Consider the following 13787-nt stretch of genomic DNA (forward strand, 5'->3'; position numbering starts at 1 on the left):
AATTGACGCGCCTGGCCACATCGCCGGTTGCGCTTGAGGCACCCTTGGGGGGTGACTCTGCAACTGCGCACGCCTCGTCACCAGGTGAGTCCGAAGTCGGTCCTGCTGTGGACGATGCAGGCCGCCGTGTTCTGGCTGGTGCTCTTCGTCCCCCAGCTCATCGTGTTCCTGCTGGTGAACGAACCGCCGACGTGGGAGCTGGCGCTCATGATCGCCACGCTGGTCGTCGGCGTCTTGCACACCGCGGTCGAGCCGAGCTGGCGGTACCGCGTCCACCGCTGGGAGACGACGCCGGACGCGGTGTACACCCTCTCCGGCTGGCTGAACCAGGAGTGGCGGGTCGCGCCCGTGTCCCGCATCCAGACGATCGACACGAAGCGCGGGCCGTTCCAGCAGATGCTCGGCCTCGCGACGGTCACGGTGACGACCGCGTCGGCGGCGGGCCCCGTGGAGATCGAGGGCCTGGACCACGAGGTGGCGCAGCAGCTCGTGGTGGAGCTGACCAACACCACGCAGGCCACGCCGGGTGATGCCACGTGAGCACTCCCGCCGAGGTACCGGCCGGTCTGCCCGCCGCACCGGAGTTCACCGAACCCCTGTCGGAATGGCACCGCCTGCACGTGCGCATGCTGATCGTGCGGCCCCTCAACGAGGGCCTCGCGATGCTGGTACCGATCCTCGTTCTGCTGTTCACCGGCAACGGCGAGAAGTGGCGGCTCATCGCCAGCGGCGCCACGGTCGCGGCGATCCTCGCGTTCAGCTACCTCATCTGGCGCACCACGAAGTACCGCATCACCGACGACCAGGTCGAGCTGCACACGGGGTTGCTCACCCGCAAGCAGCTCGCCGTGCCGCGCGATCGCATCAGGACGGTCGATCTCACCTCCAAGCCCGGCCACCGCGTCTTCGGACTGTCGGCGGTGCGGATCGGCACCGGGCAGCAGGACATCCCGGGCACCGACGGCCTCACCCTCGACGCGGTGACCCAGGAGGAGGCCGAGCGGCTGCGGGTGTTGTTGCTGCAGAAGGCAGTCGCGCCGAAGACGGCCTCACCCGGCGAGCCGCACGCGGAAGTGGCCGTGCCGGAGTCCGAGGTCATCTCGAAGCTCGACCTGAAGTGGCTGAAGTTCGCGCCGCTCTCGCTGTCGGGCCTGGTCGCGATCGGTGCCGTGTTCGGCGTGCTGTCGAACTACGCCGACGACCTGGGCCTGCACCCGGTGCAGGACCTGTGGGAGTGGCTGTTCGAGCACCCGAGCTTCACGCTGCTCGGCGCGTTCGTGATCGCGCTGGTCGTGCTGGGGCTCGTGCTGTCGGTGCCGCTGTACATCCTGCAGTTCTGGAACTACCAGCTGACCCGCGAACCGGACGGCACCCTGCGGGTGCAGCGCGGCCTGCTCACCACGCGCTCGGTGTCGGTGGAGGAACAGCGGCTGCGCGGTGTGGACATCCAGGAACCGCTGCTGGTCCGCGCGGGCAAGGGCGCCAAAGCCGTTGCGGTGACGACAGGTCTGGGTTCGAAGGGCGAGAGCAACCTGCTGCTGCCGCCGGCACCGCTGTCGGTGGCGCACCAGGTCTCGCGCGACGTGCTGAAGGTCGCCGACGACCCGACCACGCGCAAGCTCCGCAAGCACCCGTTCGCCGCGTTGCGCCGCAGCCTGTTCCGGCACGTGGTGCCGTGGGTGGTCATCGCGATCGGGCTCGCGGTCTGGGCGCCGTCGTGGGCGTGGCCGATCCCGGTGGCGATCATCCCGTTCGCCGCGCTGGTCGGCTGGGACAACTACCGCTCGCTCGGCAACGCGCTCGACGACCGCTATCTCGTGACGCGCAACAACTCCCTGGTTCGCAGCACCGTGGCGTTGCAGCGCACCGGCATCATCGGCTGGCGCATCCGGCGGTCGTTCTTCCAGCGCCGCAGCGGTTTGATGACGATCGGCGCGACCACCGCGGCGGGCGCGGGCGTTTACCACGTGACGGACGTCGGCGAGTCCGACGGCCTGGCGCTGGCCGACGAGGCGGTCCCGGACCTGCTGCGGCCGTTCCTGGTCCGCGTTGACGGCTGAGTTCCGGTTACTCGGCACTCTCGACGTTGCGGTGCGGGGACGGGTCCTTCCGCTCCTCGCCGGGCTGTTGCGCGCCAACGAGATCGTCACGACCGATCAGCTGCCGGGGCAGGCACGCACGCCGAGGCGTTCACGTTGTGGCACGGGCCGGTGGATCTACGACGAGCTCGGCGCGCCAGAGGCAGATGAGATGCGGCAGAAGCTTCAGGCCGTGCGGAACGTCTGACGGTAGGCCGTCGGTGACACCCCGATGGACGCGGCCAGCTGCTGCCGCAACGCCGCTCCCGTGCCGAACCCGGCGTGCCTCGCGACCTGATCGATCGGCAGGTCCGTGGACTCCAGCAGGTACCTGGCCCGCTCCACCCGTTGCTGGGTCAGCCATCGGCCGGGCGACATGCCGGTCTCCGCGCGGAACCGCCGGGTGAACGTCCGCACGCTCATCCGCGCCTGCTCGGCGAGCGCCGACAGCTCCAGGGGCTCGTCCAGCCGGTCCAGGGCCCACGCGCGGGCCGGTGCCGTGGACGAGTCCGGGTCGTCGGGCACCGGTCGGTGCACGAACTGCGACTGGCCGCCCTGCCGCCACGCGGGGACGACGCAGTAGCGGGCCACCTGGTTCGCGATCTCGCTGCCGTGGTCGGATCTGATCACGTGCAGGCAGAGGTCGATGCCCGCCGCCACGCCCGCCGAGGTGAGCACGTCGCCGTCGTCGACGAAGAGCACGTCCGGGTTCAGCTCGACCTTCGGGTAGAGCGCGCGGAACGACTCGGTTGCGCTCCAGTGCGTGGTGGCGGGGCGGCCGTCCAGGATTCCGGCGGCGCCCAGGACGAACGCGCCGGTGCAGATCGACATGATCCGCGACGCCTTCGTGGTGGTGAGCGCCTCGTGCACCGCCGGTTCCAGCCGGCCCTCCTGGCGCGCGGGCGGGTAGCGGGTGCCCGGCACCAGGACCGTGTCGGCGTCGCGGAGGACTTCCAGGCCGTGGTCGAAGGTCATCGTGTAGCCGCCGGTCGTTCGGACGGGGCGGCGGTCGGGCGAGCACACGAGCAGCTCGTAGTCGTCCGGCAGCGCGCTGAAGATGTGGGTGGCGGTGCCGAAGTCGAAGGCGATCGACGTCTCCAGCGCCAGCACGGCGATCCGGTGGGCCATGGCCTGATTCTTTCACATGTTGGCTTTCGGGCCACTGGTTGTCGGATCCACCATCGCCGAACCTTGTCGGCGTGAGACTGCATTGGGCCTGGGTTGTCGCTGGTGTGTCCTTCATCGCCCTGGTGGGTGCCGCGTCGTTCCGTGCGGCACCCGGTGCGTTGATCGAGCCGTTGCGGGCGGAGTTCGGCTGGACGACCGGCACGATCTCGCTCGCCATCTCGATCAACCTGTTGCTGTTCGGGCTCACCGCGCCGTTCGCGGCCGCGCTGATGGACCGGTTCGGTGTGCGGCTCGTGGTGACCTGCGCGTTGACGATGGTCGCGATCGGCAGCGGGCTGACGGTGTTCATGACCACGTCGTGGCAGCTGATCCTGCTCTGGGGTGTCGTGGTCGGGCTCGGCACCGGTTCGATGGCGCTGGCGTTCGTCGCGACGATCACCGGCCGGTGGTTCGTGCGGCACCGCGGCCTGGTCACGGGGGTGCTGACGGCGGGTGGCGCGGCCGGGCAGCTGGTGTTCCTGCCGCTGGTGGCGTGGCTGTCCGCCACCTACGGCTGGCGCTCAGCGTCGCTGGTGATCTGCATCGCGGCACTCGCGGTGGTGCCGCTGGCGGCGTTCTTCCTGCGCGAGTACCCGCGTGACGTGGGACTCCTGCCGCTCGGCGCGACCGAGGACACTCCCCCGCCGCCCTCGGGTGGTGCGGCTCGCCGCGCGCTCACGGCACTGGGTTCGGCTGCTCGCACGCGACCGTTCTGGTTGCTGGCCGGCGGGTTCGCGATCTGCGGTGCCTCGACGAACGGGCTGGTGGGCACGCACTTCATCCCCGCAGCGCACGACCACGGCATGCCGACCACGACCGCGGCCGGGTTGCTGGCGCTGGTCGGCGTCTTCGACATCGTGGGCACGATCGCGTCCGGCTGGCTCACCGACCGGGTGGACTCACGGCTGTTGCTTGCCGCGTACTACGCGTTGCGCGGCCTGTCGCTGATGCTGCTGCCCCAGCTCTTCGGCGAGTCGGCGCACCCGTCGATGCTGGTGTTCATCATCTTCTACGGCCTGGACTGGGTCGCGACCGTGCCGCCGACGGTGGCGTTGTGCCGCCAGTACTTCGGCATGTCCGGGCCTGTCGTGTTCGGCTGGGTCTTCGCGTCGCACCAGGTCGGTGCGGCACTGGCGGCGTCCGCGGCCGGGCTCACCCGCGACCACCTGGGCAGCTACGACCTGGCCTGGTACGTCGCGGGCGCGCTCTGCCTCGGCGCGGCGGTGCTGTCAGCGTCGCTTGCGCGAGGTGCCGAAGATGCCCCGCGTGATCTCGCGCGCCAGGGTGCTGCCGGCTGACCGCAGGAACGACTTCACGGCGCTGTTGCCCAGCACCTTCTCGACGAGCCCCGGTTCCTCCTTCTCCTGCCTTTGCTGAGGAGGGGAATCCGGGGCCTGTTCCTGTTGCGGCGGCGCGACTTTCCGCATCAGCTGCTCGTAGGCCGACTCGCGGTCGACCGTCTCCGAGTACTTGCCGTGGAGGTCCGAGCCCTGCGCGGCCTGCTTGATCCCGTCGTTGCCGATGGTGTCCATCAACGAACGCGGCGCCCTGAGCCTGGTCCACGCGACCGGCGTCGGCGCGCCCTTCTCGCTCAGCACGGTGATGATCGCCTCGCCGATGCCGAGCGAGGTGAGCGCTTTCTCCAGGTCGTAGTGCGGCGTGTTCGGGTACGTCTTCACCGTGCGCGCCAACGCTTTCTGGTCGTCCGGTGTGAACGCGCGCAGTGCGTGCTGAACGCGCGCGCCGAGCTGCGACAGCACGTCGTTCGGAATGTCGGTCGGCAGCTGCGTGCAGAAGAAGACGCCGATCCCCTTGGAACGGATGAGCTTCACGGTCTGGGTGATCTGGTCGAGGAACGCCTTCGACGCGTTCGCGAACAGCAAATGCGCTTCGTCGAAGAAGAAGACGAGCTTCGGCTTCTCGACGTCACCTTCTTCCGGCAGCGTCTCGAAGAGTTCGGCCAGCAACCACATGAGGAACGTGGAGAACAGCGCCGGATTGCCCTGCAGCTCGGCCAGTTCCAGCAGGCTGACGACACCCTTGCCATCGCGCTGCCGCATCAGGTCGGCGGGATCCAGCTCCGGCTCGCCGAAGAACCGGTCGCCGCCCTGCGCCTCCAGGTTGACCAGCGCCCGCAGGATCACGCCCGCTGTGGAGCTCGACACACCGCCGATGCCCTTCAGGTCCTCCTTGCCCTCGTCGCTCGTGAGGTGCTGGATGACGCTGCGCAGGTCCTTGGTGTCGAGCAGCGGCAGGCCTTTGGAGTCCGCCCAGTGGAAGATCAGGCCGAGCGTCGACTCCTGGGTGTCGTTCAGGCCCAGCACCTTCGACAGCAGGATCGGCCCGAAGCTCGTGACCGTCGCCCGCAGCGGCACACCGATGCCGCCGGTGCCGATCGACAGGAACTGGATCGGGTACGACTGCGGCTGCCAGTCGTCGCCGGTGTCCTTGGCGCGGGCGTCGGTCCGGTCGCTGCGTTCTCCTTCCCGCGACAGACCGGACAAGTCGCCCTTCACGTCGGCCATCAGCACCGGCACGCCGTTGTTCGACAGCTGTTCCGCGAGCAGCTGCAGGGTCTTCGTCTTGCCCGTTCCCGTTGCCCCCGCGACAAGTCCGTGGCGGTTGACCATGGACAACGGGATGCGGACGTGCGCGGTCGACTCCACCTGCCCGTCGACCAGCACGGAGCCAAGTTCGATGGCCGCGCTCTCGGACGCGTACCCGGCAGCGATCTCAGCTTGAGCCGTCATGCACGAGGAGCGTAACCAGGTTGCTGCACGCCGCCACTCGAAGTTGACGCGTTGCGCAGTAATGTTCGGGTCGTGATGGATCGTCTGGTGTGGATCGACTGCGAGATGACCGGACTCGACTTGGGCAAGGACGCTCTGATCGAGATCGCGGCACTGGTCACGGACGCCGAGCTGAACGTGCTCGGCGACGGCGTGGACATAGTGATCCACGCATCCGACGACGTGCTCGCCTCGATGCCGGACGTCGTCATGGAGATGCACGCCAAGTCGGGGCTGACAGAGGAGGTCCGCGCCTCCACGGTGTCGATGGAAGAGGCCGAGGCGGCCGTGCTGGCGTACATCAAGGAGTGGGTCCCCGACCCGCGCACGGCCCCGCTGGCCGGCAACTCCATCGCCACGGACCGCGGCTTCATCGCCCGCGACATGCCCGCGCTGGACGCGCACCTGCACTACCGCATGGTCGACGTGTCGTCGATCAAGGAGCTGTGCCGGCGCTGGTACCCGCGCATCTACTACGCGCAGCCGGGCAAGGGCCTCGCGCACCGGGCGCTCGCGGACATCGTCGAGTCGATCCGGGAGCTCGCGTACTACCGGCGCACGGCGTTCGTGCCGCAGCCCGGCCCGACGACCGAGCAGGCCCAGGCCGTGGCCGCTGAGCTGCTGAAAAACACCGACTGACCCCCGATTTCAATATCGGTAGCTGTCGTTGCTATGCTTTCCTCGCCGGTCAACGCCGGTGATGGTGGGTGTAGCTCAGCTGGCAGAGCACTGGGTTGTGATCCCAGGTGTCGCGGGTTCAAGTCCCGTCACTCACCCTTTGTCGAAAGGCCTCCGCAAATGCGGGGGCCTTTCTTCACGTTTCGGGAGTGTTCATGACCACGCTCGTCGCCAAGGACCTCGCAGCCGGGCACGGTGATCGCGTCCTGTTCTCCGGGCTGAACCTCGTGGTCGCCCCCGGTGACGTCATCGGGCTCGTGGGCGTGAACGGCGCCGGCAAGTCGACGCTGCTCAGGACGCTGGCCGGCCTCATCCCCGCCGAGCAGGGCCGCGTCTCGCTGAACCCGCCCTCCGCGAACGTCGGGCACCTGCCGCAGGAGCCGGAGCGCCGCGAGGGCGAGACCGTTCGCTCGTTCCTGGCCCGCCGGACCGGCGTCGCGGAGGCTCAGGCCGATCTGGATCTCGCGACCGAGGCGCTGACCGCCGGGAACGACGAGGGCTACTCGGACGCGCTGGACCGGTGGCTCGCGCTGGGTGGCGCCGACCTGGAGGAACGGTCGCTGGAGGTGATCGCGGACCTCGGGCTGACCGTGGGTTTGGACGCCTTGATGACGTCGCTGTCCGGCGGCCAGGCGGCGCGGGCAGGCATGGCGTCGATGCTGCTCAGCCGCTACGACATCTTCCTGCTCGACGAGCCGACGAACGACCTGGACCTCGACGGGCTGGAGCGGCTGGAGAAGTTCGTCACAGGGCTGCGCGCGGGCACGGTGCTGGTGTCGCACGACCGCGAGTTCCTGGCCCGCACGGTGACCAGCGTGCTGGAGCTCGACCTGCACCAGAACGCCGTGCGCCTGTACGGCGGCGGCTACGAGTCGTACCTCGAAGAGCGCGCGCGGGCGCGTCAGCACGCCCGTGACGACTACGAGGAGTTCGCGGACACCAAGGCGTCGTTGGAGGCCCGTGCGCGCATGCAGCGCGCGTGGATGGAGAAGGGCGTGAAGAACGCCCGGCGCAAGGCCGGCGACAACGACAAGAACGCCCGCAAGTTCCGCGCCGACGCCACTGAGAAGCAGGCCTCGAAGGCCAGGCAGACCGACCGCATGATCGAACGCCTGGATGTCGTCGAGGAGCCCCGCAAGGAGTGGGAGCTGCGGATGGAGATCGCCGCGGCCCCGCGCTCCGGAGCCGTCGTGGCCTCTCTCCGCGCGGCTGTCGTCGAGCGCGGCGACTTCCGGCTGGGTCCCGTCGACCTGCAGATCGACTGGGCGGACCGGGTCGCGATCACCGGCGCGAACGGCGCTGGAAAGTCGACGTTGCTCGCGGCACTGCTCGGACGGGCAGAGCTGGCGTCCGGCTACGCCACCCTGGGCTCCGGCGTCGTGGTCGGCGAGGTGGACCAGGCGCGCGGGCTGTTCCTGGGAGACCTGCCGCTGGTGGACGCGTTCGAGGCGGCCGTGCCGGAGATGACGCCCGCGGACGTGCGGACGTTGCTCGCGAAGTTCGGGATGAAGGCGGCGCACGTGCTGCGCCCGGCGGCGTCGCTGTCACCCGGTGAGCGGACGCGGGCGGCTCTGGCGTTGCTGCAGGGACGCGGGGTGAACCTGCTGGTGCTGGACGAGCCGACGAACCACCTCGACCTGGTGGCGATCGAGCAGCTGGAGCAGGCGCTGGAGAACTACCCGGGCACGTTGCTGCTGGTGACGCACGACCGGCGGATGCTGGAGGCGGTGCGGGTGAACCGTCACCTGGCCGTTTCCGGCGGCCAGGTGACGGTTTCCTGATCAGTCCACAGTGGTCAGCGGGTCAGCGGTTGCCCTGCACCCACTGGGTCCACGGCACCTGCCAGTCGCCGAAGCCGTCCCACGGCTCCAGCACCGGCCCACCCGAGTTCTTGACGATGACCACGTCACCCTGCTTGCTGTTGTCGAACACCCACTTGGCGTTCTCCGGCGACAGGTTGAGGCAGCCGTGGCTCACGTTGCGGCGCCCCTGGTCACCGATGGACCACGGCGCGCTGTGGAAGAAGATGCCGCTGTTGGACATCCGGTACGCCCAGTCGACCGGAGTGCGGTAGCCGCCGTTCTCCAGCGCCAGGCCGTACGTGGTCGAGTCCATGATCATGTGGGAGTGCTTCTCCATCAGCACGTACGTGCCGGTGGGCGTCGCGTCGGCCGGCTTGCCCATGGAGGTCGGCATGGTCCGCACGACCTGCCCGTTGACCTTGGTGATCACCTGGTGCGTCTGGCCGTCGGCCTCGTGGATGACCTCGTCGCCGACCGTGGTGGTGATGGTGCGGTCTTCCTGGCCGTAGATGCCGTCACCGACGTGCTTGCCGTAGACCTTGATGTGCATGGTGATCTTGGTGCCCGGCTTCCAGAACTTCTCCGGACGCCAGTGCACCTCCTTCTTGTTGAACCAGTAGAAGGCACCCTCGACCTTGGGCTCGGTGGTGATCTCGAGCATCTTCTCGGCCGCGACCTTGTCGGCCACCGGCTCGTCGAAGTAGAAGGCGAGCGGCTGCCCCACGCCGATCGTGGTGCCGTCCATCGGGTTCGTCGACACGTAGGTCAGCGTCCGCGGCTTCACCGTGGTGAAGGACGACTCCTTGGTCTGCGGCTTGCCGTCCTCACCGGTGGCCGTGGCGACCAGCTTGTACGTCTTGGCGTACCCGAGCGGCTCGGTGTTGGTCCACTGCGTCGACTCGGGGTTCATCTTCCCCTCGACGACCTTGCCCTCGGGATTGGTCAGCTTGACCTCGGTCAGCTTCCCGTCCGCCGCCGTGGCGATGACCGGCAGCCCTGGCGACACGTCCACCGCGCCGTTGTTCAACGCCAGCGTCAACGTGACGGGCTTCGGCGGAGGAGGAGCACTCGACGACGTAGCCGCGGCTACGTTCGCCCCTTCACCGCCACCCCCCGAACAGCCTGCGATCAGAATCACAGCGACACCCGCCATGACCACCCCACGACCGCGCCTGCCCCACATCCCCATCGGTGTACTTCCGATCTACTTGTCGCCCACTCCCGAGACTGCCTGCACGAAGTCGTATTGGCGTCCCCCGACTAGGTGACGACATGGGGTGTGCCGAAGTTGCGCAAGTGGCCGGATCGTTACGTGCTCGTCCACCCCTGGACGTGGCCTGACCAGCCGATTGGGATCCGCTCGACGGCCTGTGCTAACGTTCTTCCCGTCGGAACGGCAAGTGACCGGCACACAAACAAGCGCCGCTAGCTCAGTTGGTTAGAGCAGCTGACTCTTAATCAGCGGGTCCGGGGTTCGAGTCCCTGGCGGCGTACTCCAAAGAAGCAGGTAGAGATTCGTCTCTACCTGCTTTTTTGCATTCTGCGTGCGCATCCTCATTCTCCGTTTCTGCGCTGTGGATCATGGTTTGCGAGCCCGAGGACATCCCTGGGATTAAGGGATCAGGCCGCGCACGCCGCGGTGTAGGTGGCCCCAGGCCGTGGCCTCGTCGTAGCTCGCGTGGGTGGCGAGGCAACCGTGAAGGATCCCGACGAGGCGGTTGCTGACGTGCCGTAGTGCGGCGTTGTGTGGGAGACCTCGTGCACGTTGGCGGTCGTAGTAAGCACGTGCGCCGGGCGAACCCGCGAGAGCAGCCATCGCCTGGCGCATCAGTGCGTCGATGAGTCTGGTGTTTCGCACGTAGCGGGCGTTGACGGTGCTTCTGCAGCCGGAGGCGATGGTGACCGGGCTGGTGCCGGCGTAGTTCTTGCGTGCCTTCGGTCCGGCGTAGCGGTCGGGATCGTCTCCGAACTCACCCAGCACCCGACTGCCCAGGACCACACCGATACCGGGTTGGGAGAGATAGATCGCGGAGTCTGGATGTTCATGGAAGCGCTCGGTCAGCTCCCGCTCGAGGTAGTCGATCTGCTCGGCTGTCGTGGCGGTCATCGCGACGAGCGATCGCACGGTCGTGGCGTATGCCTGCTGCACGGCCGCCGGTAGGCGAAGCTGCTCTGAGCGCAATCCGTCCTGGATCTTCCGCGCACGTTCGTCGATCTTGCGCCGACCCGCATGGCGTAGGGCCGCGGTGATCTTCGCGAGAGACAGCTTCATCGCCTTGTCGGGATCTGGCGCCTGCCCCAGCAAGTCCAACGCCTCTGTGGCGGCAAGTTCCTCTCCGAACGCCGCCAGGGCGGCCGGATAGAAGTCCCGCAGCTGCGCCCGCAACCGGGCGACCAACCGCTGCCGGTCCCAGATCAGGCTTTGATGAGCACGAGCCAGCAGCTTGATCGCCTCAGCCAGCTCGCTGTCGCCCGCGACCGGACGCAACTGGTGCGAATCGGTACGCACCATGTCCGCCAACACATGAGCGTCCGCGGCGTCGCTCTTCGCACCAGACGGCGAGAACCGTTCACGGAATCGGTAGGTCTGCCGCGGATTGACCACGAACACTCGGTAGCCAGCTGCTACCAAGGCTGCCACCCACGGTCCACGATCGGTCTCGATCCCGATCAACACCTGCTCCGGGTCGGCGTCCGGCCCGATCCGCTCAGCGATCAGCCCGTGCAGCTGGCCAATCCCCTCAACCCCTTCCGGCAGCCGAGCCTTCGTCAACGCCCGGCCGCTCGCGTCCATGATTTCGATGTCGTGATGACCTTCAGCCCAGTCATCACCGACGAACAACACCGTTACCTACCTCCAGTCGACCAGACGACATCGGGAGAACGCCAGCAGCCAATGGTCAAGTGCTCACGCCAAGCGCTAGACGCGGCACGACATCCCTTCAGCGGTCACTCCCCCAGCCACCAGCGAGCGCACGAACCACGGGCAGGACTCACCAACTCCGAACGAGCCAAGTGCTCACCCGCTGAGCAGCCATCTCGTTCCTGAACGTCGGCGCGCCACGGCGAAGTCTTCTGGGTCGCGGTCGAAGGTGAACTCGAACGGGTGAGGCCTCGTGATGTTCACCCAGGACATGGACCGTTTGCTTCTGGGGCATCAGCTGGCTGCGGCGACGATGTTCGGCCGGTGTGGCCCGCGCGAGCAACAGGTGGAACGCTGCTCGCGCCCGCTCCAGCTCGTTGTGCACCGCGCGCGGTGCGGACCACCGGGAGGCGCGCTGCACCGGCGCTACCGAACCCACGCGGTTGCTGGCTGCTCAACAACGCCTCTGAGCACCGCCAAACCACTCGCGCGTTCCACCGCGTCCGGCGGAGCTCGGGCCCGGCGAGGTCAAGAGTTCCCCGCCGCGTCCCCCGTATGCCTTCGCTCCACACAGGACGGCTCAGCCGGCATCACGCTTCGGCGGCGCGACTGCGGTCCGCGGCGGCGGCACTGTGCCGAGCAGCAGCGGCGTGGTGTTCCGCGGCGCCGCGGCCACACGGGCTGTTGCCTGGCATGGGCTGCTGCTCTCGTGCTTCAGCTGCGCGGCGCTGGGCTTCGGTCAGTGCGACGCAAGTCCCCGCGGAGGCGCCCGGCACCGCCGCGGTCAGCCAACCGGGTTGTCGCGCAGGCGAGTCACGGTGGCAGCAGGAGCTTCGGGCATGCGGACCAGCGGCTGCAGCGGAAGCCTGACGTTGGTGTCGGACGTGCTTTCGAGGTGCTGCAACATGATGCCTTCACGGAGCGCCCATGGGCAGATCCGCAGGCGTTGCACTCCCAGTGCGCTCATCGTCACGTGCGCCACGACCGCTCCCGCCAGGATCTGCTTGGCCCGCGGCCGCGACACCCCGCGCAACCGGCCCCGCTGGGCCGCCGACATCCCGGCCAGCCGCGGGATCCACCTCTGCACGTCCTCGATGGTCAGTTCCCGTCGCACGAACGGGCCCTCACGTTGAGGCGGTGCCCCGGCCAGGCGCGCGAGCTGCTTGAACGTCTTGGACGTGGCGACGATCCGGCGAGGCATGCTCTCCCAGCGCAGCCGGTCGACCACCTCGCCCAGCGTGTCGCTGACGTACCGGCGCAGCGCCCTGACCTCCGCCCGTTTCGGCGGGTCGTGGTGCAGGAACGCCCGTGTCAACCGGCCCGCCCCGACCGGCAACGACAGGGCGAGCTCGGGGTCGGCATCGCGGCCGAGCGCGATCTCCATCGAGCCGCCGCCGATGTCGAGCAGCAGCAGACGGCCGACCGACCACCCGTACCATCGGTGCGCGGCCAGATACGTCAGGCGTGCTTCCTCCTCGCCCGCGAGGAACTGCGGCCGGATGCCCACCGTCCGCTGGATGCGGTCGATGATCTCGTCCCGGTTGGTCGCGTCCCGCACCGCGGACGTGGCGAACGGGTACAGCTGGTCGACGCCGAGGCGATGGGCTGCGTCGACCGCCTCCGCCACCGCGACCGTGACGCGCTCCACGCCCTCTGGACTCACCGATCCGTCCGGTGTGATCTCCTCGCCCAGCAGCGTCGGCGACTTCACCGAGTGGGCCGGCAGCGGCGGAGCACCCGGCCGCACGTCGACCACCTGCAACTGCGCCGAGTTCGACCCGATGTCCAGCACACCAAGACGCATGCAGTGCACATACCCGCCTCCTGGCCGGCCAACCACCGCAGGCTCAGTTTGTCCTTCACGGCCGGGGGTAGCCGGATCTCGACCGAAGCGGTTCCCCGCCCCCAACGGGAGTTGTCATGTCCCGAACCGAGATGACCGCCCGCACCGCCGTGCAGAAGGCCGCCCTGGCCATCGCCGCGGTGTTCGCGCTCGTGGGCATCGCCGGGTTCATTCCCGGGCTCACGATCGACTACGACGCGATGGAGTTCGCCGGCCACGAGTCGCAGGCGATGTTGCTCGGCGTCTTCATGGTGTCGATCCTGCACAACATCGTGCATCTCGCCTTCGGCGTCGTCGGGTTCCTGATGGCTCGCACGGGGAACGGCGCGTACTGGTTCCTCGTCGGCGGCAGCATCGTCTATCTGCTGCTGTGGCTGTACGGCCTGCTGATCGACCACGAGAGCCAGGCCAACTTCGTACCGCTGAACAACGCCGACAACTGGCTGCACCTGCTGCTCGGGCTCGGCATGATCGGCCTCGGACTCGCGCTGGGCCGCCGCCGCACCGCCGGACGGCGTTAGCATCCCCAGTAGAGCATCCCACCTGGACCACTCCGGTGAGTACCGC

Annotated in this window: 12 protein-coding genes and 2 tRNA genes; 9 read left to right on the forward strand and 5 right to left on the reverse strand. The window is 68.4% G+C overall.

Annotated elements, in window-relative coordinates; genetic code table 11:
- The first annotated feature begins 57 nt into the window (after window positions 1-57).
- The 3 genes from C8D87_RS23705 to C8D87_RS23715 are packed head-to-tail and all read left to right on the forward strand — an operon-like array spanning window position 58 to window position 2286.
- Window positions 58-540 carry a PH domain-containing protein gene (locus C8D87_RS23705; RefSeq protein ID WP_459178196.1) on the forward strand — a complete coding sequence of 161 codons (483 nt, stop codon included), beginning with the start codon at window positions 58-60 and terminating at the stop codon, window positions 538-540.
- A complete protein-coding gene (locus C8D87_RS23710) occupies window positions 537-2060 on the forward strand; it encodes a PH domain-containing protein (protein ID WP_233442254.1) in 1524 nt (507 codons plus the stop codon). The genes C8D87_RS23705 and C8D87_RS23710 overlap by 4 nt, the downstream gene beginning before the upstream one ends.
- A 31-nt stretch (window positions 2061-2091) precedes the next feature.
- Window positions 2092-2286, forward strand: coding sequence for a hypothetical protein (locus C8D87_RS23715; protein WP_112228407.1), 195 nt, complete (start codon window positions 2092-2094; stop codon window positions 2284-2286).
- On the opposite strand, the gene C8D87_RS23720 is transcribed toward C8D87_RS23715, so the two are convergent.
- The gene (locus C8D87_RS23720) at window positions 2265-3206 is read right to left on the reverse strand and encodes a GlxA family transcriptional regulator (RefSeq protein WP_112228408.1); all 942 of its coding nucleotides are present in this window, start codon (window positions 3204-3206) and stop codon (window positions 2265-2267) included. The two genes, C8D87_RS23715 and C8D87_RS23720, sit on opposite strands and share 22 nt — an antisense overlap.
- A 71-nt stretch (window positions 3207-3277) precedes the next feature.
- Between C8D87_RS23720 and C8D87_RS23725 the strand changes: the two genes are divergently transcribed.
- On the forward strand, window positions 3278-4543 hold the full coding sequence (locus C8D87_RS23725) for an MFS transporter (protein ID WP_233442255.1): 1266 nt from the start codon (window positions 3278-3280) through the stop codon (window positions 4541-4543).
- On the opposite strand, the gene C8D87_RS23730 is transcribed toward C8D87_RS23725, so the two are convergent.
- Entirely contained in the window at window positions 4475-5995 is a 1521-nt protein-coding gene (locus C8D87_RS23730; protein WP_112228410.1) for a helicase HerA-like domain-containing protein, read from the reverse strand. The genes C8D87_RS23725 and C8D87_RS23730 overlap by 69 nt on opposite strands.
- A 72-nt stretch (window positions 5996-6067) precedes the next feature.
- On the opposite strand from C8D87_RS23730, the gene orn reads away from it, so the two are divergent.
- The 3 genes from orn to C8D87_RS23745 all read left to right on the forward strand — a co-directional run bounded on the left by orn (window position 6068) and on the right by C8D87_RS23745 (window position 8493).
- Window positions 6068-6673 (forward strand): oligoribonuclease, encoded by a 606-nt coding sequence (gene orn, locus C8D87_RS23735; protein ID WP_109640701.1) that lies wholly within the window; start codon window positions 6068-6070, stop codon window positions 6671-6673.
- Between the two features lie 64 nt (window positions 6674-6737).
- Window positions 6738-6810: transfer RNA gene (locus C8D87_RS23740), tRNA-His, on the forward strand.
- 57 nt (window positions 6811-6867) lie between these two features.
- On the forward strand, window positions 6868-8493 hold the full coding sequence (locus C8D87_RS23745) for an ABC-F family ATP-binding cassette domain-containing protein (protein ID WP_112228677.1): 1626 nt from the start codon (window positions 6868-6870) through the stop codon (window positions 8491-8493).
- A gap of 22 nt (window positions 8494-8515) precedes the next feature.
- Here the strand turns inward: C8D87_RS23745 and C8D87_RS23750 are convergent, their stop codons facing one another.
- The gene (locus C8D87_RS23750; protein WP_325049704.1) at window positions 8516-9553 is read right to left on the reverse strand and encodes a L,D-transpeptidase; all 1038 of its coding nucleotides are present in this window, start codon (window positions 9551-9553) and stop codon (window positions 8516-8518) included.
- Between the two features lie 380 nt (window positions 9554-9933).
- On the opposite strand from C8D87_RS23750, the gene C8D87_RS23755 reads away from it, so the two are divergent.
- A tRNA-Lys gene (locus tag C8D87_RS23755) sits at window positions 9934-10007 on the forward strand.
- Window positions 10008-10126: 119 nt separating this feature from the next.
- On the opposite strand, the gene C8D87_RS23760 is transcribed toward C8D87_RS23755, so the two are convergent.
- Window positions 10127-11359, reverse strand: a complete 1233-nt coding sequence (locus C8D87_RS23760) for an IS110 family RNA-guided transposase (protein ID WP_112228412.1) — start codon at window positions 11357-11359, stop codon at window positions 10127-10129.
- Between the two features lie 802 nt (window positions 11360-12161).
- The gene (locus C8D87_RS23765) at window positions 12162-13181 is read right to left on the reverse strand and encodes a Ppx/GppA family phosphatase (RefSeq protein WP_112228413.1); all 1020 of its coding nucleotides are present in this window, start codon (window positions 13179-13181) and stop codon (window positions 12162-12164) included.
- Between the two features lie 116 nt (window positions 13182-13297).
- On the opposite strand from C8D87_RS23765, the gene C8D87_RS23770 reads away from it, so the two are divergent.
- Window positions 13298-13741 (forward strand): DUF4383 domain-containing protein, encoded by a 444-nt coding sequence (locus C8D87_RS23770; RefSeq protein WP_215732455.1) that lies wholly within the window; start codon window positions 13298-13300, stop codon window positions 13739-13741.
- Window positions 13742-13787: the final 46 nt, after the last annotated feature.

It is taken from the genome of Lentzea atacamensis, from assembly GCF_003269295.1.
Lineage (GTDB): Bacteria > Actinomycetota > Actinomycetes > Mycobacteriales > Pseudonocardiaceae > Lentzea > Lentzea atacamensis.